Consider the following 20155-nt stretch of genomic DNA (forward strand, 5'->3'; position numbering starts at 1 on the left):
TTATGCCTTCAACTGGTGGGCACTTGGATCATGTGACCCACTGGAAAGGCCACCCCCACACCTTTCCCGGCAATGTCGCCGAGGAACCCAGGAGTACACGTTGACCAGCACTGCGATGGCGCAGGGGGCCGAGGGCCGCAAGGCCCAGCCGGACCACCTCGGCCACGTCATCTTCATCACCGCGGCCGCGGCCATGGGTGGCTTCCTCTTCGGCTACGACAGCTCCGTGATCAACGGCGCGGTCGAGGGCATCCGCGGGAAGTACGACATCGGCTCGGCCGCCCTCGCCCAGGTCATCGCCATCGCGCTGATCGGCTGCGCCATCGGCGCCGCCACCGCGGGCCGCATCGCCGACCGGATCGGCCGCATCCGCGTGATGCAGATCTCGGCGACCCTCTTCACCATCAGCGCCGTCGGCTCCGCGCTGCCCTTCGCCCTCTGGGACCTGGCCTTCTGGCGCGTCCTCGGCGGCATCGCGATCGGCATGGCCTCGGTCATCGGCCCGGCCTACATCGCCGAGGTCTCCCCGCCCGCGTACCGCGGCCGCCTCGGCTCCTTCCAGCAGGCCGCCATCGTCGTCGGCATCGCCATCTCGCAGCTGGTCAACTGGGGCATCCTCAACATGGCCGACGGCGACCAGCGCGGCAAGGTGCTGGGCATCGAGGCCTGGCAGCTGATGCTCGGCGTCATGGTCGTCCCGGCCGTCCTCTACGGCCTGCTCTCCTTCGCCATCCCCGAGTCCCCCCGCTTCCTGATCTCCGTCGGCAAGATCGACAAGGCCAAGGCCGTCCTCGCGGACGTCGAGGGCAAGGGCGTCGACCTCGACGGCCGCGTCGCCGAGATCGAGCACGCGATGCGCAGCGAGCACAAGTCCAGCTTCAAGGACCTCCTCGGCGGCAAGGCCGGCTTCCTGCCGATCGTCTGGGTCGGCATCGGCCTCTCGGTCTTCCAGCAGCTCGTCGGCATCAACGTCGCCTTCTACTACTCGGCGACCCTGTGGCAGTCCGTGGGCATCGACCCGAGCGACTCGTTCCTCTACTCGTTCACCACGTCGATCATCAACATCGTCGGCACCGTGATCGCGATGCTCCTCGTCGACCGGATCGGCCGCAAGCCGCTCGCGATCGTCGGCTCCGCCGGTATGGCCGTCTCCCTGGCCCTGGAAGCCTGGGCCTTCTCCTCCCAGGCCGGCGACGGCTCGCTGCCGACCGCCCAGGGCACCGTCGCCCTGATCGCGGCCCACGCCTTCGTCCTCTTCTTCGCCCTCTCCTGGGGCGTGGTGGTCTGGGTGTTCCTCGGCGAGATGTTCCCCAACCGCATCCGCGCCGCGGCGCTGGGCGTGGCCGCGGCCGCCCAGTGGATCGCCAACTGGGCCATCACGGCGAGCTTCCCGAGCCTGTCGGACTGGAACCTCTCCGGCACCTACATCATCTACACGGTCTTCGCCGTGCTCTCCATCCCCTTCGTGCTCAAGTACGTCAAGGAGACCAAGGGCAAGGCGTTGGAGGAGATGGGCTGACATCCCCCCGCCGCCCATCTCCACGGACAGGCCGTCCCGGTTCGCACCGGGGCGGCCTGTCCGCTGTCTACTCTGAGACCGTGCTGTCTGTCATCGTGGCCCCTTACGGCCGCCCCCCGGTGATCGAGCGGAACGCGGACGCGGTGCACTACGCCGCGAGCACCATGAAGGTGGCCGTCCTGGCCGCCCTCCACCGCTCCGGCACCGGCCTCGACCGGCCCGTCCCGGTCGTCAACCGCTTCGCCTCCGCGGCCGGCGGCACGTACGCCATCGACCCCGCCGAGGACAGCGACCGGCTGCCCTGGCGATGGCTCGGTGAGACGGTCCCGCTGCGCCGGCTCGCCGAGCGGATGGTCACCCACTCCTCCAACCTGGCCACCAACCTCTGCCTGGCCGAGACCGGGTACGCGGCCGTGGCCGACGTCTGGCGCCGGGCCGGCGCCACCCGCAGCACCGTCACCCGCGGCATCGAGGACCACCGCGCCCGCGCGGCCGGCCTCCACAACCACGTCACCGCCCGCGACCTCGCCGCCCTCCTGAACTCCCTGGAACCCCAGGTCCTGGCCCTGCTGGAACACAACGCCCACGCCGTCGACCTCGCCGCGGGCCTGCCCCCGGGCACCCGCCTGGCCGGCAAGAACGGCTGGATCACCGGCCTCCGCCACAGCGCCGCCGTCATCCACCCGCCCGACGCCCCGCCCTACACCCTCGCCGTCTGCTACACCGGCCCCCTCGGCTCGGGCGACGACGTCGACGACCCGGCGGCACGGCTGCTGGCACGGGTCTCGGCGGGGGTGTGGGCGCGGAGGCACGAGCTGGGGCGGACGGCGGGGGACTGAGCGCCGGTCGTTACGTCGGGTGACTCAAGGCGCGGTCGTAGGACTCAAGGCGCGACCGCGTGCCTCAAGGCGCGGCTGTACGACTCAGGGCGCGATCGTCCAGCGCTGTCGCGGGCTGTCGTCGCAGGACTCGACCGTCACGTAACCCGATTCCCGCAGCGGCGCCGCCAGGCACAAGTGCGCGGCCTCGTTTCGGAAGCGGAGGGTGCCGTCGCCGTACATCTCGGCCTGCCAGCGGTGGCCCGTGCCGTCCTTCTTGGCGCGGCGGTCGGAGCAGTCGCCCAGGACGGTACGGTCGCCGGGGCGCGGCCGGCCGACGTCGACCAGGTCGACGCACCGCTTGCCGCCGCCGAGTGCCCGGAGCCGGACGAGGTTGTCGCCGAACTCGGCGTACTCGGTGTCCCACCGCTGGGTGGTGACGGCGTTCTTCCGGCGGGCGGTCAGCGGGGTGCCGCCGCGGCCGCTCCCGTTCCGCAGATCCAGGTACAGGCCGTTGAACGCGCGCAGTCGGGTCCGCCCGTCACCGACGCGCCACTCCGGCTCGGGGACGGCGCGGGAGTTGTCCCACCACTGCTGCGCGGGGCTGTCGTCGCAGGGCAGCGCCCCGACCGGGTCCCCGATCCGTCCCGCGGTCAGGCAGAGCTCCGGTCGGCGGGAGTTGCGCCAGCGCAGCGGGCCTCCGGACGCGCCCGGGTCGTCCGGCGTCCACTGCGCCTCGGGCGCGTCGCAGGACCAGGCGAGCACGGACAGCGGGATCAACGGGTTGACGCCGGGGCACAGTTCGTCGTGCGCGGCGTTCCGGGCGGGGGTGCCGGGCTTCCCGGCGAGGGCCCCGGGCGCGACGCGGGGGCTGCCGCCGCGGACCATGCGGTACCAGTGCCCCTGCGTGGTCCGCATCCGGAACCGCTGGTTGGCGTTGTACGCCTGCCGGCGGGTGGTCACCCGGCTGCCGGGACGGTCCGTGACGTCCAGCGCGGCACCGGTCGCGGCGTTCTCCAGGCCGATGGGGAAGGCGTGCACCTGCCCGTCGGGCGCGGCCGGCACGGGCGTCGGGGCCGGTTCGAACTGGACGGGGTAGTGGTCCGAGCCCCGGCCCGCGGGGACGCCCGCGTTGAACCGGGGCATGCCGCGCGTGATCGCGTAGTCGAGCTCGCCGCCCCGCTGGTGGGTGGAGCGGCGGGACCGGACCAGCCGCTCGTCGGCACGCAGGTGGAGGCTCCGCTCCCGGGCCTGCCGGTCGGTGCGGTTGCGGATGTCGAGGTTGAAGTCGCCGACCATCACCCAGTTCTCGCCGGACCGGGTGGCGGCGCGGATCCGCCGGAGCAGCGGGCCGACGTCCGCGCCGCGCGCGTGGACGTTGTAGTAGACGGTGTTGCCGAACCGCACGCCGAGGGCGCGGCGGTAGCGGTACTCGTTCCTGGGCTCGTTCCGGTTGTACAGCGGGTTCTCGATGACGCGGACCTCGTCCGCGCGGGCCTGGGTGACCATGGCGAGATTGACCCGGCCGCCGGTCCAGCGGTCCTGCCCGGTCCCGCTGTGGCGCTGCGGGTCGGTCTGGAGGAAGTACACGTGGCGTCGGTGGTGGCGGTACTCCCACTGCGTGTGGTTCACGACCCCCGGCAGCCCCGCCGGGAACGGATGGGTGATCGGGATCGACACCCCGGTCCCACGCGCCTGACTCGGCTCGGCGGGCGGCCCTGCGCCGACTTCCTGAAGGGCGACGACCTGGTGCCGCATCGACAGCGGCCCCACCTCGCCGGTCCACCGCAGCCCGTTGTCGGAGCCCTGCATGTTGTACGTGGCGAACGGCCGGTCACTGCCGGCCGACTGGCTCGCGGCCCCTTCGTCAGCCCGCGCCGGCTGCCCGTCCGTACCGGCCCCGACCAGCAGGCCGGTCGCCAGCAGCGTGGTGGAGAGGACGGCGGTCAGCCGCGGTCTCCGGGTCCCGACGGAACGGGACAGGGCCCGGGATCGGGGCTGGGGCCCGGGTAATAAGGGTGTGCTCATCGTGGTCTCCTCACGGGAGTACGGGAATGGGCAACCTCGGGAACGATCCGTTCATGTTCGGAAGGTTGGCGTCAAGGGGTGGCTGTGCCACAACTCCCGTGCTTGACAAGGGTTTCGGTCAGGGTGCGGCCTCGTGACACCCTCGCCCCACCGCCAATTGAGGGAGCCCGTCCGCCCCGAGCCTGTCCACCACGGCAAGTACCGACATACGCGTGATTGCACGCTCTACGCTTGCCGTGTCGAGCCGCGCAGAGGAGGGCATCCCATGCCGGACGAGGCCGCCCCGGGCCCGTACGCCCATCCGCTGGTCTTCGGCCAGCGGATGCGGATCCTGCGCACTCGCCGCGGAATGAGCCGTCCGGTGCTCGCCGGGCTGCTCGGGCGGTCGCCGTCGTGGGTGAAGCAGGTGAAGAACGGCGTCCTTAACACGCCGTCCCTGTCGACGATCCTGCGCATCGCCGAGATCCTGCGCGTGCGCGACCTGGGCGAACTGACCGGTGACCCGGCCATGTCGGCCGAGCTGTTCACAGGGTCGGGACACCGGCTCCTCCCCGCGGTACGGGAGGCGATCGACGCGTTTCCGGTCCGGTGCGAGCGCGAGCCGGTGTCCGTCGCGCACCTGCGGCTGCGGCTCGACCGGGCCTGGGCGGCCCGTCATTCGGCGGCCAACCACCGTGAGGCCGTGGGGGCATTGCTGCCCGGCCTGATCCGCGACGGGCAGTGCGGCGCGCGGGCCGCCGAGACGTCGGCCGAGCGGCGGGCGATGCAGGCGATCCTGTCGCAGGTGTACTCCCTGGCCCAGTTCTTCGTGGCCTACCAGCCCGACCCGGCCCTCCTCTGGCGGGTGGCCGAACGGGGCATGGTCGCCGCCCAGGAGTCCGAGGACCCGCACGCCATCGGGGTGGCCGCCTGGCTGACCGTCCAGGCCCACCGCGACGCCGGACACTTCGACGCGGCGGAGACCGTCAACGCGGAGACGCTGCGGTTCCTGGAGCCGCTGCTCCCCGACGCGAGCACCGACGTGCGTGCCATCACCGGGGCCCTGCGTTTCGAGGCGGGGTACACGGCGGCACGGCGTGGTGAGTCGGGGACCGCGTGGGGCTGGTGGGACAGGGCACGTCGGGTCGCGGAAGAGCTGCCACCCGGCTACTACCACCCCGTCACCTCGTTCTCCACCGCCGTGATGGCCGCCCACGCCGTCACCGTCGCCGTCGAGTTGCGTGCGGGCCCCGAGTCCGTCAGGCAGTCCGCTCAGGCGAACGGGGACCTGATCCCGTCCCGCCCCCCGCAGGGCGCGGCACCGCATCGAGGAAGCCCGCGCCCACCACCTCGACGGCCGGCCGGACGCCGCCCTGGCAACCCTCGCCAACGCCCACGCGACGGCACCGGAGACGGTCGCCTACAACGGCTACGCGCGGCGGATCGTGCTGGAGGAAACCGAGTCCCGGAGCCCGGAACGGCGGCGGCGCGCGGGTGAACTCGTCGCGAAACTCAGCCGGGCGGCTGCCTGAGTCCGGAAGGAATGGTTTGCCGGGCTCTTCGCGGACCCTTCCGCCTCCGCGCCGTCGGCTCAGCCGCGTAGGCTGCCTCGCGTGATCGAGGCAGTGGTATTCGACATCGGCGAAACGATCATCAAGGACGACCGGGGCTGGGCCTCTTGGGCCGACTGGCTTGCGGTGCCCCGGCACACTTTGTCCGCGCTGGTCGGCGCTGTCGTGGCACAGGGGCGGGACAACGCCGACGCGATCCGGATGTTCCGGCCGGGTGTCGACCTCGTCGCCGAGACCCGCGCCAAGGAAGCGGCGGGGTTCGGCGAACGGCTGGACGAGTCGGATCTGTACCCGGACGCCCGACCGGCGTTGCGGGCGCTCCGCTCCGCCGGCCTGCGCGTTTTTCTGGCCGGCAACCAGACCGCCCGGGCCGGTGACCTGCTGCGGACCATGGAGCTTCCCGTCGATGCCGTCGCGACCTCGGGGGAGTGGGGGGTGGCCAAGCCGGCTCCCGCCTTCTTCGCCCGCGTCGCCGAGCTGGCCGGGACGTCGCCGGAGCGTACGGTTTATGTGGGCGATCACCCTGCCAACGACTGTGTTCCCGCGGCGGCGGCCGGGTTCCGCACGGCACATCTGCGGCGAGGGCCGTTGGGGCACCTCTGGGCGGACAGCGCGGAGGCCGCTGTGGCGGACTGGCGCATCCAGTCCTTGATGGACCTTACTGGTCTCCTGGTCCGATAGGGCCTTCGCGTGATGTGGAGCCGCGTGGGTGCCGTGGCGGAACGCGTTGCGAAGAGGGGTGGGGGATGCCCACATCACACTCCGGTGTAGGGAAGTACGTCGCGTTTCAGCGTCGCCTCGCCGCTATGACGCAGCAGCAACTGGCGGCGCGGGCCGGCTTGGCTCTCGGTACCCTTCGGAAGATCGAGCGGAACGAACGCGGGGCCAGTGAGACCACCCTGGAAGCGCTCGCCGAGGCGATGGGCGTCGACCTGTCCAAACTGCTGCCGCAACCGTCCCGGGCGGACGCACGCATCCATCTGGCCATGCCGGCCCTTTCCGCGGCTCTGGCCACTTACGACATGCCCGAGGAGGGGCCGGTTCGCTCACTGTCCGAGCTGCGTGAGGCCGTGAACAGGGCGGAAGGGTGGAGGCTTGGTGCTCAATACGTCTTGATCTCCCGGGAGCTACCCGCGTTGCTCGCTGAACTGGCGCGAGCACTGCACAGTGCGAGTCACGCCGAACGAAGGGCCGTCGCGGGCCTTTTGGCCTCCGCCTATCGCACGGCGGATGCGGTGGCTTACAAGTTCGGCGCCAGGGATCTCTCGGCCCGGCTGATCGGCCTGATGGAGTGGGCGGCCGAGCAGTCCGACGATCCCCTGCTGTGTGCGACCGTCGCCTATGTGGCCGCGGAGATCCATTTCGCGGCGCACACTTACCGAGCCGGTCTGCGTCGCTTGGAAGAGGCCATTGATGTCATGCCCCGGCCTCATGACGTCGCATCCGCTGCGGCTGTCGGAGCCCTGCACATGCGTGCCGCGGTCATCGCGGGCAGAGCCGGGGACACCGAGGCAGCCGGCTCCCATCTTGCGGAGGCCGGACATCTGAGCTGCCGTATGGACGAAGGCGTTTACGGAGGCACGGCGTTCGGTCCCGACTCGGTACTCGTTCACCGAGTGTCCGTGGCCGTGAGCCTTGACGGTGAACACCTGCAAGACGCAGTTTCCGTCGCAGACCAATGGACCCCACCACTGGCCATGCCGGCAGAGCGCCGCTCCGCGTTCTACATCGAGTCGGCCCGCGCTCAGCTGTGGACGGGACGCCATGAGGCCGCCTTCGTGTCTCTCAAAACGGCGCGTCGCATCGCTCCGCAGCACACGCGCGAACACCCCTGGGTCAGGGAAGACACCGCCGTCTTGCGTCGGCTGAAGCGTGCCGATGCCCGCGAGATCAGCCTCTTCGCCGAGTGGTGCCGCGCTACCGGATAGTGACACGGCAGTACCCCTCACAGGGGTACTTGTACCGGTCATGGCGGGCCACCATCTCCATGCCGACACACCACAGCGGTGAGGAGAAGCCAGTGGCCAAGAACATTCTTGCGCGGTCGACAGGTGATCGGGCACTGCCCGTTATCCGCTGTGCCGAGCCCCAGTTGACGGCTGACTGCCATATCGGCCTTCACAGGAGTTGCGCGGGCGCTACGACAATCCGCTGGATCTCCGGTGACTCCGATCAGGACCGGAGCGAATCCCTGCTCTGCACATGTCCGTGCCATGAAACACCGCCGCGGTGAGCTCAGGATTGCCGCCCCTGACAGCCAACCCCTTGGCATTTACCTTTCGCCCCCTCAACGGAAAGCCACGCCCATGACCTCTCTCACCCGCCTCCACCCCTGGCTCGCCACCGGCCCCGCCGCCTGGCTCGTCTCGCGGGAGGTGCATCCCGGGGTGGCCCGGGAGGCGTGGGCCAAGGGGCTGCCGGCCACCTTGCGGGCCGGGATCCACTTCGACGCCGTCCACATCTCCGCCGCGCTCGTCGCGAGCCGGGTCGCGAGCCGGGAGCGCGGCGCGGTGGAGGCGTGGTTCCGGGAGGGCGGGATCACCGCGGCGGTGATCGTCTCCCGGCTGCGGGACCGGTACACCGCGCTCGTGCCGCCGGACGCCGCCGTCGGATGGGACTTGGCGCACACGCACTGCCTCGGGGCGACTCGCCACACCCCTTACCTGGCCGTCCCGGTCCCCACGCGCCGCCGGCCGCCGGGCGCCTTCTGGTTGTTGCCCGCGCCGGATGGGGAGGGCATGTTGTGCGCTCCCGACCGGCTGCGGGAGTTGCTCGGGGGTGCGTCGGCGCGCTGAGTCGCCCTGCCTGTGCGTCGGGCGCTGTCGTACATCCCCTGGATGTTCCGAAGCCCTCGCTTCGCCGGTTCGGATGGCGACTCCCGTCACGGCGGGACGCGTGCGCCCGAGCGGAGCGGGCCGGGGCTTCGGCGGCGTGTGAACGGAGACGTTTCCGTAGGGGGCCTGCTCGGGTTCCGCCCGCAGGTGCGGACGGTGAGCGGCCGTCGCGCTCGGACCGGTTGGCCGTCCGATCGTCGCAGCGGTACGCAATCGCGCCGCCGCAATCGCGCCGGCGCGTCGACCGCGGGCCTACGGCCCGGTCCGTCTCGACGCCGACCCCGAGAACCCTCCGGATCGGCAGGGGCAAAGGGGGCCCGTCAGGTTTAGCGGTCAGAAGGCGGGACTGGGGGCGTCCACGGGTGTGGACCGCGCTGGTGGCCGGAGATCGTTGCTGGCGTCCGCCAAGAGCCGTAGCGCCGCGGCGGAGGGGGAGTCGTTGTCGGCGGTGAATATCGCCATGCGTTGATCCGGGTCATGGGACAGCTCCATGAGCTCGTTGTTCAGCGTCATCGAACCCACCAGCGGGTGGCGGAAGAGGCGGGTGGGGGCGATGCACTTGTGAACGGGGTGGGCTGCCCACAGTGAGGCGAACGCCGGGCTCTTCATGGTGAGTTCGCCGACGAGTTCGGTCAGCTCCGGGTCGTCCGGGTGGCGGGCCGCGGTCATGCGCAGATCCGCGACGGTGTCGCGGGCCTTGCTTTGCCAGTCGGCGTACAGCTCGTGTGTGTGCGGGTCCAGGAAGACGAGGCGGGTGATATTGGGCCGCTGCCGGGGATGCTCGGGAGCTTGATAGGGGAGGTGCCCGGCGAGCAGGGCGTGCGCGGTACGGTTCCAGGCCAGCACGTCGGTGCGGCGACCGATGACCAAGGCGGGTACGTCGCCCAGGGCGTCGACCATCGTCTTGGTGCTCTGACGGAGTCGTTCGGTACGGGGACGGCGGCGGGTCTTCGGCTTGTGGCGAGCCAGGCTGTGCAGGTGGGAGCGTTCGGCCTCGTCGAGCCGGAGGACACGGGCGATCGCGTCGAGCACCGCGTCGGAGGCGTTGGGACTCTGGCCTTGTTCAAGGCGCGTGTAGTAGCCGGCGCTGACGCCCGCGAGCTGCGCCAGTTCCTCGCGACGCAGGCCGGGAACGCGGCGTCGGCCGCCGTAGTCGGGCAAGCCGACGTCTCCGGGCCGAAGTCCGGCCCGCCGGGTGCGCAGGAATTCGCCAAGCTGTATGCGCTGCTCCATGACCTCCAGGATGCCGCCTGCTGCCGCATCTTGCCTGGACCTGTCAGGTGTAGCCACGGCAGGGATACCCCTGGCAGAGGGGTGGGGAGCGCGCGACGCGGTGGCACAGGCTGAGGGCGCGGACGCATTCGGCACCGCGATCCCTGTGTCTGTCCATCGACTCTGTTCCCCTGGAGGCAGCCCGTGGCGGCAACCGACGCATCCCGCGCACACCCTGACGCGGATGCCGACGAACTCGGCGTCAGGGATTGGCTGATCCTGCTCACGCTGTGCGGCGCCACTTTTGTCACAGGTCTCGATTTCTCGGTCGTGACCGTTGCCCTGCCGGAGATCGGGCGCGATCTCGGTTTCACGAATACCGGGTCGCTGCAGTGGGTGGCGACGGCGTGCCTGCTGCCGACGGCGAGCCTGCTGCCGCTGTTCAGCCGGGTCTCCGATCTCGTCGGCCGCCGTCGGCTGTTCACGACGGGGATTGCCCTGTTCACAGGGTTCTCTCTGGTCGCAGGGCTGGCCGCGGGCCCTGCCGTCCTGATCGCGGCCCGCGTGGGCCAGGGTGTCTCGGCCGCCATGATCGCGCCGAGCGCCATCGCCTTGATGACGACGGTGTTTCCCGAGGGGCCCCAGCGGACCAAGGCGCTCGGCGTCAACGGCGCGGTGCTGTCCTTGGGATTCGTCCTCGGCACTCTCGGCGGCGGTGTGGTCACCGCTGGTCTGACCTGGCGTGGGAGCATGCTGATCCTGGTCGTCATCGGTGCGCTGGTACTGGCCGGCGCGATGGCCCTGCTCCCCAGGACGATCGACACACGGGTGGCGGTCCGGCTCGACATACCGGGTGCGGTCCTCGCCGGCGGCGGCCTTTTCGCCCTCGTGTACGGGATCTCGACAGGTCCTGAGGCCGGATGGGGCAGCGGATCCACGCTCGCCTCCCTCGCGGTAGCCGTGGCGGCTTTCGGCATCTTCCTCCTGGTCGAGCGAAGGCAGGCGGTCCCGCTGATCCCGTTGGGCCTGCTGAACAGGCCGACGGTCAAGTGGAGTGGGCTGATCGGTTTCATCACGCTCGGCATGTGCGGCGGTACGACGGTTCTGCTGAGCCTCTACATGCAGGACGTGCTGCACTACTCGGCCCTGGCCACCGGCGCGGGCTTTCTCGCGGAGGGCGTCACCGCGCTCATCGGGGGCATGCTCGCCGATCGGGTGATCGGTGCGCTCGGCAAGGCGGGGGCCATGGCCACCGGCCTGGTCGTGCAGGCGCTCGGCACCGGCACGATGTTCCTGCTGCCCGGGACCAACGGACTGGCGATCCTGCTGGTGACGTCGGGTGTCATGGGCTTCGGACATGTACTGACCGTGGTCTCGTTCATCGCCACCATGACGTCCGGGTTGCGGGCCGACGAGCAAGGCGTCGTAGGCGGCCTGTCACAACTGCCGCAATTCCTCGGCGCCATCGGCACCGCGGGCCTGGCGGCCATCGTCACCGCGCGCGTGAAAGCCCTCTCCACTGGTACGAGTCCGACGCTCGCGCTGCTCGGTGGTCTGCACGCGGCGATGTTCACGGCCGGCGTCGTCTGCCTCGTCGGCGCTGTGCTCGCCGTGCTGCTCCTCCGTCGTCCGGCGGCCTGAACAGCCGAAGCCGTACACCCACGCAAGCGACGAGACGCCAAACCTCTCCGCGGCGATTCGCAAGCTCAGCCGCCGGCGCGTCGGCAAGCCGCACCGCTTCATCCACATCAAGCGCTTCATCGACAAGACCGGGAGTAACCCGTGAGCACCAAGAACATGAAGATCGAGGCCCTCCAGCGCTTCTTCACCGCATACGCGGCCGATGACGTGGACGGCATCGCACAGGTGCTGTCCGAGGACATCGAGTGGACGATCCCCGGCCATCACCCGCTCGCGGGCACCAAGCACGGCATCGCGGAGGTGCGATCGTTCTTCGAACAACTCGGCAAGACCGGGTTCCGGGCGGAACCGCTCTTCCTGGAGGCCAGTGCGGAGTACGTCGTCGATGTGCACCACGGCTGGTCAACGGAAGGGATCGGCAAGGTCGAGGGTATCTGGGCGCTGATCTGGCACTTCGGCGCCGATGGCAAGGTCGACCGCGTGGTGAACCTCAGTTCCGACCAGCACCGGATGGACAGCTTCGTCTGGGCCGAATTCAGCCTGGCGGCACTGCCCGACCGTCTCGCGTGACGGCGGTGTCACCGGCTCCCGACCGCACGCGCGACGCCCCCGCACCGGAGGCCGGTGCGGGGGCGTCGTGGACACGGACGGGGGAGCCGTCAGACGGTGGCCTTCGGCCGGGCCGTCTCGTTCTCGCGCTGGGACGGGACCGGGGCGGCGCCCGTCTCGCGCGGGGTGGGGAGGACGGCCATGATGATCGCGGAGATCACGATGGTCGCGGCCCAGCCCAGGCCGTACTTGCCGATGAAGGTGGTGGCCAGCGGGCCGGTGAACCAGGCGCAGTCGGTGAAGCAGAGGCCCGCCAGCAGGGCCACGGCCCAGGACGTCATGGCCTGCCAGCAGAAGCCGCCGACGTACCAGTAACGGCTGGTGCGGCCGGTGTCCATGAGGGCCTCGGGGTCGTAGCGCACCGCACGCGTGCGGCGGCGGAACATGTCGACCGCGTAGACGCCGATCCAGGCGGAGAAGGAGACCGCGAGCAGGATCAGGAAGGTGATGAAGGAGCTCAGGAAGCTCTTCGCCACCAGCATCAGCATCAGGCCGCCGACCAGCGAGATCACCGCGTTGATGCTCACGGCCATGGCCCGCGGCAGCTTGACGCCCATGGTCTGGGCGGTGAAGCCGGCCGAGTACATCGAGAGGCTGTTGATCAGCAGCATGCCGACGATGGCGGTGATCAGGTACGGGACCGCGAGCCAGGTCGGGAGGATGTCGCCGAGGAAGGAGACCGGGTCGGCGGCGTTCGCCAGGTCCGGGGTGGAGACGGCCATCACGGCACCCATGAGCACCATCGGCACCATGACGAGACCCGCACCGGAGATCGTCGTCCCGACGATCTTCTTGCCGGAGGCCGAGTGCGGCAGGTAGCGCGCGAAGTCCGGGCCGGTGGGGACCCAGCTGATGCCGCCGGCGGCGATGGTACCGATGCCGGCGACCATCATGGCCGTCGTGCCCGCGGGCTTCGAGAAGACCTCGTGCCACTTGATGTTGGCGATCAGGTAGCCGAGGACCAGCACGCTGAAGATGCCGAACAGGTACGTCGAGTAGGTGTTGCAGACGTTGAGCGCCTTGCGGCCCATACCGCTCACCAGGAACGTGCACGCGACGAACGCGAGCAGCGTGACCACGATCAGCGCGGTGTTGCTCTTCACGCCGAAGACCAGGTCGAGGACGGTCAGCACGGCGTACGCGCCGGTGACCGCGTTGATCGTCTCCCAGCCGAAGCGGGCCACCCAGAGGATCGCGCCCGGGAAGAGGTTGCCCCGCACACCGAACGTCGCGCGGGAGAGCATCGCGCCCGGCGCGCCGCCCCACTTGCCGGAGACCGACAGGACGCCCACGAGACCGAAGGAGACCAGCGCCGCGCAGGCGGCGACGATCAGGACCTGCCAGAAGTTCAGGGAGTTGAAGACGATCAGCGCCGCGCCCATGGTGAGCAGCAGGACGCTGATGTTGGCGGCGACCCAGGTCGGGAAGAGCTCCCGGACCCGGCCGTGCCGCTCGTGGTCGGGGACAGGCTCGATGCCGCGCGTCTCGATGGCGCTCGCGACGCCGTCGGTGCTGGACACGTTGGCGCCTTCGGCAGCGTTGTCCATGGTGGGGGCCATATCGGGGGCTCCGTGCGGGGTGTGAACAGGGCGGGCCCTGAACAGCGGGGGACAGAAAGGAACAGTCGGACTCTACGCGCGTCGCGCAGCCTCGACCATCGTACTTACTTCCAACTTTGCGCAGTTAGTGCCATTGGTCCTTGTGGAAAAGCACAAGAGTGCCGCGTCGTCGGGCGTTGAGGCACCTTGACGGCAGGGTGGCCGATACTGGGTCCGTTATGGAAATCGTCATCCTTGCTGTAGTCATCGCTGTGGTCGCGCTCGGCGCGATCAGCGGGCTCGTGGTCAGCAGCCGCAAGAAGAAGCAGCTGCCCCCGGCTCCGCCGCCGAGCAGCCCGTCCGTCACCGCGCCGCCCGCCGAGCCCCACGTCGGCGAGGAGGCCGAGACCCCGCGCGAAGAGAAGCGCCGCACCGTCGAGGAGGTCGAGCTTCCGCCGGCCCGCGAAGAAGAGGCGGCCCCCGAGGCGCCCGAGGCGCCGGCGCCCGTCGCGGAACCCGAGGCGCCCGCCGTCGAGGTGCCCGAGCCCACCGCCGGCCGTCTCGTCCGGCTCCGCGCCCGCCTCTCGCGCTCGCAGAACTCCCTGGGCAAGGGGCTGCTCACGCTGCTCTCCCGGGAGCACCTCGACGAGGACACCTGGGAGGAGATCGAGGACACCCTGCTCACCGCCGACGTCGGCGTCGCGCCGACGCAGGAGCTGGTCGAGCGGCTGCGCGAGCGCGTCAGGGTGCTGGGCACCCGTACCCCCGAGGAACTGCGCGCCCTGCTCCGCGAGGAGCTGCTGAACCTCATCGGCACCGACGCCGACCGCGCCGTGCACACCGAGCCCGGCGTGGGCGCCAACGGTGAGGAGAAGCCCGGCATCGTCATGGTCGTCGGCGTCAACGGCACCGGCAAGACCACCACCACCGGCAAGCTCGCCCGCGTCCTCGTCGCCGACGGCAAGTCCGTCGTCCTCGGCGCGGCCGACACCTTCCGCGCCGCCGCCGCCGACCAGCTCCAGACCTGGGGCGAGCGCGTCGGCGCCCGTACCGTCCGCGGACCCGAGGGCGGCGACCCCGCCTCGGTCGCGTTCGACGCGGTCAAGGAGGGCATCGCGGAGAGCGCGGACGTCGTCCTCGTCGACACCGCCGGCCGCCTGCACACCAAGACCGGGCTCATGGACGAGCTCGGCAAGGTCAAGCGCGTCGTCGAGAAGCACGGCTCGGTCGACGAGGTGCTGCTCGTCCTCGACGCCACCACCGGGCAGAACGGCCTGGTCCAGGCCCGGGTGTTCGCCGAGGTCGTCAACATCACCGGCATCGTGCTCACCAAGCTCGACGGCACGGCCAAGGGCGGCATCGTCGTGGCCGTCCAGCGCGAGCTGGGCGTGCCCGTGAAGCTGGTCGGCCTGGGCGAGGGCGCGGACGACCTCGCGCCGTTCGAGCCGGAGGCGTTCGTCGACGCCCTGATCGGCGACTGACGGACGGTTCGCCAAGGCGTGGGAACGGGTTCTGCCGCGGAGACGCGCGGCAGGGCCCGTTTCGCGTTCCGGGGCGGCGGTACGAGGCCGGGGTGCGGCTGCGTGTGGTCAGGGTGCGGCCGTACGGTCCGGGGCTCGCCCGGCGGCGGAGGAGGTGCGGGAGCCGGCGGCGGGCGACTCGGGCGTCAGGCCGCGCCCGAGCGGTGGCAGACGTACGCGAGGGTGCCCAGCAGCAGCCGGGCCTCCGGCGGCCGGTAGGCGGTGTCCAGGGCCGGCGGGCGCAGCCAGCGCATCGGGCCGAGCCCGGCGAAGTCGGACGGCGGCGCGGTGATGTGATCGCCGACGCCGAGGCCGTGCAGGTCGAGCCGGGCGTCGTCCCAGCCCATCCGGTAGAGCAGCTGCGGGAGTTCGGCGGCGGCCCCCGGGGCGACGAAGAACAGGGCGCGGCCGTGCGGGGTGAGGGCGACCGGGCCCAGCGGGAGCCCCATCCGCTCCAGCCGGGCGAGCGCGTGCCGGCCGGCGGCCTCCGAGACCTCCAGGGCGTCGAACGAGCGCCCCACCGGCAGCAGGACGGCGGCGCCGGGCACCCGCGCCCAGGCGGTCGCCGCCTCGTCCAGGGTGGCGCCCGCCGGGACGAGCGGGGCGAAAGGGAGGGGGTGGGCGCCGGGGGAGGGGCAGTCGCCGGCCCCGCACGAACACGAGACCTGCTGCCCCGCGCGCACCGCACGGGCGCCGGGCGTCACGTCCCAGCCCCACAGCCCGGTGCACTCGGCGACCACGGTCACGTCATCGGACGTACGGCCCCGGCGCCGAGAACTCGCACGCAGGTCCCGGATGCCGCCGATTGTGAAGCCCATGCCCCCTCCAACGGGTCCTCTATGCGGTTGGTTACGGGTCGGAGTGTCCTGGACACGTACCGTCGCGGGACCTGCTTCATGGCGGCGCGACGGTGCGCGGCAGGGGGTGTGACCTGCGGCGCGCGCCGTGGCGTGCGCCAGTTCACCCCTTGCCGGATGCCGGTTCCCGTGCCCTCCGGTGCCCATGTCAAGTCAATCGCGCGGCGGGCGTGGCGCGTTCATTCCTTGGGGTGGCGAATGGTGGCGTTTACTGGACTGCACTCGCTTAGACCGTGATCGTAGGATTACTTTCGGTGTGTGAACCGCGGCGGCGCCACGGGGTGCCGCCACCACGTTCGCACCCGTTCTCCCTTTGCCCGTGCGGCCGTTGTGCCGCGACGGTGCGGTGTGGGCGGCGGGCGGCGTGAGCGGCGCGGTGCGCCGGTGGTTCGCGACTCAGCGGTCCCGTGCGGGTGAGTGCGGGAGCGGACGGTCTGGATGGGGGCGTTCCAGTGGACGGCAGCGTCAGCGGCACCGGCGGTGCCGACAGGGCTGAGCAGGCAGGGAAGAAGGCGGAAGACGCGGCGGAGAAAGCCGGGAGGGCCGAGGGGCCTGAGAAGGCCGAGAAGGCGGAGAAGCGCCCCAACGAGCAGCTCAACTCCTGGTTCCTGCGCAGCGGCTGGTCGAAGGGCGAGCTGGCGCGGCAGGTCAACCGCCGGGCCCGGCAGCTGGGCGCCCACCACATCAGCACCGACACCTCCCGGGTCCGCCGCTGGCTGGACGGTGAGCAGCCGCGCGAGCCCATCCCGAAGATCCTCTCCGAGCTCTTCTCCGAACGGTTCGGCTGCGTCGTCGGCGTGGAGGACATCGGCCTCCGCACCGCCCACCTGTCACCCTCCGCGACCGGCGTCGACCTGCCCTGGGCCGCCCCGCAAACCGTCGAGATGATCAGCGAGTTCTCGCGCAGCGACCTGATGCTCGCCCGGCGCGGCTTCCTCGGCACCTCGCTCGCCCTCTCGGCCGGGTCCGCCCTGATCGAGCCCATGCAGCGCTGGCTGGTCCCCACCTCGCCCGTGGGCACCGCGCCGCCCGCCGGCGGCGACCGCTCCCGCCGCGGCCGGCTCTCCAAGCCGGAACTGGACCTGCTGGAGTCCACCACCAAGATGTTCCGTGCCTGGGACGCCCAGTGCGGCGGCGGCCTGCGCCGCAAGGCCGTGGTCGGCCAGCTCCACGAAGTCACCGACCTGCTCCAGGAGCCGCAGGCCGACGAGACGTCCAAACGCCTCTTCAAGGTGGCCGCCGAACTCGCCCAGCTCGCGGGCTGGATGAGCTACGACGTCGGCCTGCACCCCACCGCCCAGAAGTACTTCGTGCTCGCCCTGCACGCCGCCAAGGAGGCCGGCGACCGGCCCCTCGGCTCGTACGTCCTCTCCAGCATGAGCCGGCAGATGATCCACCTCGGCCGGCCCGAGGACGCGCTCGAACTGATCCACCTCGGGCAGTACGGATCACGTGAGACGGCGACCCCCCGCATCCAGGCCATGCTGTATGCGATGGAGGCCCGCGCGTACGCCACCATGGGCCAGCCCGCCAAGACCAAACGCGCCGTCGGCATGGCGGAGGACTGCTTCTCCGACTGCGCACCGGCCGACGGCGACCCCGACTGGATCCGCTTCTTCTCCGAGGCCGAGCTGAACGCGGAGAACGCCCACTCCTATCGCGACCTCGCCTACGTCGCCGGCCGCAGCCCGATGTACGCCTCGCTCTCCCGCCCCAAGATGCTGCAGGCCGTCCACCTCTTCGAGGAGGACGGCGAACACCAGCGCTCCTACGCGCTGAACCTGATCGGCCTGGCCACCGTCGACCTCATGGAGCGGGAGCCCGAGGCGTCCACCGTCCATCTCGGCAAGGCCCTCCGGATCGCCAAGCAGGTGCGCTCCGAGCGGGTCAACAACCGGCTCCGCAAGACCGTGGACACCGCGATCCGCGACTTCGGGGACGTCGACGAGGTCCGCGACCTCACCGAGCAGCTCGCCCTCCACCTGCCGGAATCCGTGGAGACAGCTCCTGCCTGACCCCGCCTGCTCCTGCCCGACCACGCTCCGGGCCCTCGGCCCCGCAGGACGCACCGGCCCCCAGACCCCGGCCGCGGCGACCGTCCCGTACAGCCCGACTCGGCTCCCCCACGCCAGTCAGACGTCGGACGGCCGCCGCGGTCGGCCTTCTCCTCGGAGAGCGCGACCCGGCCGTACGGTCACCCGACCGCGCCCCGGAATCCCCGCGCGCTTCACCCGCCCGTAACACTCCCGCCGCCTTCGTCACCGGCGCGAAACAACCGGCTGCCCTGTCCGAAACCGCGCTGCGTCAGCCTCGAGGCAACACCGGCCCACAGCGAACCCCGCCCGCACGGGGGCACGGGCCCCGCTGCGAGGAGACACGGATCGTGAATGGAGCGGATACCGCGTTCGTACTGATCAGCGCCGCGCTCGTGATGCTGATGACGCCCGGTCTGGCCTTCTTCTACGGCGGCATGGTCCGGGTGAAGAGCGCCCTGAACATGCTGATGATGTCGTTCGTCTCGCTCGGCATCGTCACCGTGCTGTGGGTGCTCTACGGCTACTCGCTCGCCTTCGGTGACGACATCGGCGGAGGGCTGCTCGGAGACCTCGGCCATGTGGGGCTGAAGGGCATCACGCCGGAGACCCTCACGGGCGGCAAGGAGGGCATCCCGGTACTCGCCTTCGTCCTCTTCCAGCTGATGTTCGCGGTGATCACCCCTGCCCTGATGAGCGGCGCCCTCGCCGACCGGGTCCGGTTCAGCGCCTGGTGCCTGTTCATCACCCTCTGGGTGAGCCTGGTCTACTTCCCGGTCGCCCACTGGGTCTGGCACGCCGACGGCTGGCTGTTCAAGCTCAAGGTGATCGACTTCGCCGGCGGCACGGCCGTCCACATCAACGCGGGCGTCGGCGCCCTCGCCGCCCTCCTCGTCGTCGGCAAGCGCATCGGCTTCCGCAAGGACCCCATGCGCCCCCACAGCCTCCCGCTGGTGATGCTCGGCGCGGGCCTGCTGTGGTTCGGCTGGTTCGGTTTCAACGCCGGCTCGGCGCTCGCCGCCAACGGCACCGCCGCCACCATGGCCCTCAACACCCAGGTGGCCACCGGAGCGGCGATGCTGGGCTGGCTCGCCTACGAACGCGTCCGGCACGGCGCCTTCACCACCCTCGGCGCCGCCTCCGGAGCCGTCGCGGGCCTCGTCGCCATCACCCCGTCCGGCGCCGCCGTCAACGCCTTCGGCGCGATCCTCATCGGCCTCGTCGCCGGAACCGTCTGCTCCTGGGCCGTCGGCCTCAAGTTCCGCCTCGGCTACGACGACTCGCTCGACGTCATCGGCGTCCACCTCGTCGGCGGCGTCATCGGCACCCTCCTCGTCGGCGTCCTCGCCGTCGACGGCGTCGGCGGCGCCACCCAGCTCGGCCGGCAGGCCGTCGGCGCGTTCTCCGTCATGGCGTACTCGTTCGCCGTCTCCTGGCTGCTCGCCAAGCTCGTGGACCGTATCGTCGGCTTCCGTGCCACGGAGGACGACGAGGTCGCCGGCCTCGACCGGGCGTTCCACGCCGAAACGGCGTACGACCACAGCGCGGTGGGCGGCACCACGGCCCTCCGCGGCGCGCCCGCCCCGGACCGGCGGCCGGAGGATCCCCTGCCGGATCATGAGCAGGGCAACCAGCCGGACAACAAGAAGGTGGACGCATGAAGCTCGTCACCGCCGTCGTCAAACCGCACCGCGTCGACGAGATCAAGGACGCCCTGCAGCGGTTCGGCATCCAGGGGCTGACCATCAGCGACGTGCAGGGACACGGCAGGCAGCGCGGCCACACCGAGGTCTACCGGGGTGCCGAGTACCGGATCGACACCCTTCCCAAGTCCCGCATCGAGATCCTGGTGGAGGACCCGGACGCCGCCGACGTCGTCGACGTCATCGTCCGCACCGCGCGCACCGGCAAGATCGGCGACGGCAAGGTCTGGGTCGTCCCCGTCGAGACCGTCGTCCGCGTCCGCACCGGCGAACGCGGACCCGACGCACTCTGA

General features: G+C 71.0%; 15 protein-coding genes and 1 pseudogene. 12 read left to right on the top strand and 4 right to left on the bottom strand.

Annotated features, from left to right (window positions below; all coding sequences use genetic code 11):
* The first annotated feature begins 100 nt into the window (after positions 1-100).
* Together ACQEVS_RS24335 and ACQEVS_RS24340 are read left to right on the top strand one after the other, a co-directional pair.
* The gene (locus ACQEVS_RS24335) at positions 101-1519 is read left to right on the top strand and encodes a sugar porter family MFS transporter (RefSeq protein ID WP_433023607.1); all 1419 of its coding nucleotides are present in this window, start codon (positions 101-103) and stop codon (positions 1517-1519) included.
* Between the two features lie 80 nt (positions 1520-1599).
* Complete coding sequence (locus ACQEVS_RS24340) at positions 1600-2358, top strand: serine hydrolase (RefSeq protein WP_433023608.1); 759 nt, start codon at positions 1600-1602, stop codon at positions 2356-2358.
* Between the two features lie 84 nt (positions 2359-2442).
* Here ACQEVS_RS24340 and ACQEVS_RS24345 read toward each other — a convergent pair whose 3' ends face one another.
* A complete protein-coding gene (locus ACQEVS_RS24345) occupies positions 2443-4365 on the bottom strand; it encodes a ricin-type beta-trefoil lectin domain protein (RefSeq protein ID WP_433023609.1) in 1923 nt (640 codons plus the stop codon).
* Between the two features lie 265 nt (positions 4366-4630).
* Here ACQEVS_RS24345 and ACQEVS_RS24350 point away from each other — a divergent pair.
* The 4 genes and pseudogenes from ACQEVS_RS24350 to ACQEVS_RS24365 all read left to right on the top strand — a co-directional run bounded on the left by ACQEVS_RS24350 (position 4631) and on the right by ACQEVS_RS24365 (position 8710).
* Positions 4631-5876: pseudogene (locus ACQEVS_RS24350) on the top strand (helix-turn-helix domain-containing protein).
* Between the two features lie 81 nt (positions 5877-5957).
* The gene (locus ACQEVS_RS24355) at positions 5958-6596 is read left to right on the top strand and encodes an HAD family hydrolase (RefSeq protein ID WP_433023610.1); all 639 of its coding nucleotides are present in this window, start codon (positions 5958-5960) and stop codon (positions 6594-6596) included.
* A gap of 65 nt (positions 6597-6661) precedes the next feature.
* On the top strand, positions 6662-7843 hold the full coding sequence (locus ACQEVS_RS24360) for a helix-turn-helix domain-containing protein (RefSeq protein WP_433023611.1): 1182 nt from the start codon (positions 6662-6664) through the stop codon (positions 7841-7843).
* Between the two features lie 378 nt (positions 7844-8221).
* Positions 8222-8710 (top strand): hypothetical protein, encoded by a 489-nt coding sequence (locus tag ACQEVS_RS24365; protein ID WP_433023612.1) that lies wholly within the window; start codon positions 8222-8224, stop codon positions 8708-8710.
* 372 nt (positions 8711-9082) lie between these two features.
* Here the strand turns inward: ACQEVS_RS24365 and ACQEVS_RS24370 are convergent, their stop codons facing one another.
* Positions 9083-9982, bottom strand: a complete 900-nt coding sequence (locus ACQEVS_RS24370) for a helix-turn-helix transcriptional regulator (RefSeq protein ID WP_433023613.1) — start codon at positions 9980-9982, stop codon at positions 9083-9085.
* 183 nt (positions 9983-10165) lie between these two features.
* Here ACQEVS_RS24370 and ACQEVS_RS24375 point away from each other — a divergent pair, with 183 nt between their 5' ends.
* Together ACQEVS_RS24375 and ACQEVS_RS24380 are read left to right on the top strand one after the other, a co-directional pair.
* Positions 10166-11602 (top strand): MFS transporter, encoded by a 1437-nt coding sequence (locus ACQEVS_RS24375; protein ID WP_433023614.1) that lies wholly within the window; start codon positions 10166-10168, stop codon positions 11600-11602.
* Positions 11603-11743: 141 nt separating this feature from the next.
* Positions 11744-12172 carry a nuclear transport factor 2 family protein gene (locus ACQEVS_RS24380; protein ID WP_433023615.1) on the top strand — a complete coding sequence of 143 codons (429 nt, stop codon included), beginning with the start codon at positions 11744-11746 and terminating at the stop codon, positions 12170-12172.
* A gap of 89 nt (positions 12173-12261) precedes the next feature.
* Here ACQEVS_RS24380 and ACQEVS_RS24385 read toward each other — a convergent pair whose 3' ends face one another.
* Positions 12262-13770, bottom strand: coding sequence for a purine-cytosine permease family protein (locus ACQEVS_RS24385; protein ID WP_433023616.1), 1509 nt, complete (start codon positions 13768-13770; stop codon positions 12262-12264).
* Positions 13771-13988: 218 nt separating this feature from the next.
* Here ACQEVS_RS24385 and ftsY point away from each other — a divergent pair, with 218 nt between their 5' ends.
* On the top strand, positions 13989-15230 hold the full coding sequence (ftsY, locus tag ACQEVS_RS24390) for a signal recognition particle-docking protein FtsY (RefSeq protein ID WP_433023617.1): 1242 nt from the start codon (positions 13989-13991) through the stop codon (positions 15228-15230).
* 185 nt (positions 15231-15415) lie between these two features.
* Here ftsY and ACQEVS_RS24395 read toward each other — a convergent pair whose 3' ends face one another.
* Positions 15416-16087: a bifunctional DNA primase/polymerase gene (locus ACQEVS_RS24395; protein ID WP_433023618.1), complete on the bottom strand. Its 672-nt coding sequence runs from the start codon at positions 16085-16087 to the stop codon at positions 15416-15418.
* A 473-nt stretch (positions 16088-16560) separates the two neighbouring features.
* Between ACQEVS_RS24395 and nsdA the strand changes: the two genes are divergently transcribed.
* From nsdA to ACQEVS_RS24410, 3 genes are all read left to right on the top strand, one after another.
* Positions 16561-18141, top strand: a complete 1581-nt coding sequence (gene nsdA / locus ACQEVS_RS24400; RefSeq protein WP_433027862.1) for a transcriptional repressor NsdA — start codon at positions 16561-16563, stop codon at positions 18139-18141.
* A gap of 368 nt (positions 18142-18509) precedes the next feature.
* Positions 18510-19820 carry an ammonium transporter gene (locus ACQEVS_RS24405; protein WP_433023619.1) on the top strand — a complete coding sequence of 437 codons (1311 nt, stop codon included), beginning with the start codon at positions 18510-18512 and terminating at the stop codon, positions 19818-19820.
* Positions 19817-20155 carry a P-II family nitrogen regulator gene (locus ACQEVS_RS24410; RefSeq protein WP_433023620.1) on the top strand — a complete coding sequence of 113 codons (339 nt, stop codon included), beginning with the start codon at positions 19817-19819 and terminating at the stop codon, positions 20153-20155. Before ACQEVS_RS24405 ends, ACQEVS_RS24410 begins: the two co-directional genes overlap by 4 nt.

The sequence above is a fragment of the Streptomyces sp. CA-181903 genome (assembly GCF_050937075.1).
In the GTDB taxonomy this organism is placed as follows: Bacteria; Actinomycetota; Actinomycetes; order Streptomycetales; family Streptomycetaceae; genus Streptomyces.

Coding starts and splice junctions, on each gene's coding strand:
- ACQEVS_RS24360 (WP_433023611.1), top strand. CDS start 6,662: ATGCCCACATCACACTCCGGTGTAGGGAAGTACGTCGCGTTTCAGCGT.
- ACQEVS_RS24385 (WP_433023616.1), bottom strand. CDS start 13,770: ATGGCCCCCACCATGGACAACGCTGCCGAAGGCGCCAACGTGTCCAGC.
- ACQEVS_RS24395 (WP_433023618.1), bottom strand. CDS start 16,087: ATGGGCTTCACAATCGGCGGCATCCGGGACCTGCGTGCGAGTTCTCGG.
- ftsY (WP_433023617.1), top strand. CDS start 13,989: ATGGAAATCGTCATCCTTGCTGTAGTCATCGCTGTGGTCGCGCTCGGC.
- ACQEVS_RS24345 (WP_433023609.1), bottom strand. CDS start 4,365: ATGAGCACACCCTTATTACCCGGGCCCCAGCCCCGATCCCGGGCCCTG.
- ACQEVS_RS24365 (WP_433023612.1), top strand. CDS start 8,222: ATGACCTCTCTCACCCGCCTCCACCCCTGGCTCGCCACCGGCCCCGCC.
- ACQEVS_RS24410 (WP_433023620.1), top strand. CDS start 19,817: ATGAAGCTCGTCACCGCCGTCGTCAAACCGCACCGCGTCGACGAGATC.
- ACQEVS_RS24370 (WP_433023613.1), bottom strand. CDS start 9,982: ATGGAGCAGCGCATACAGCTTGGCGAATTCCTGCGCACCCGGCGGGCC.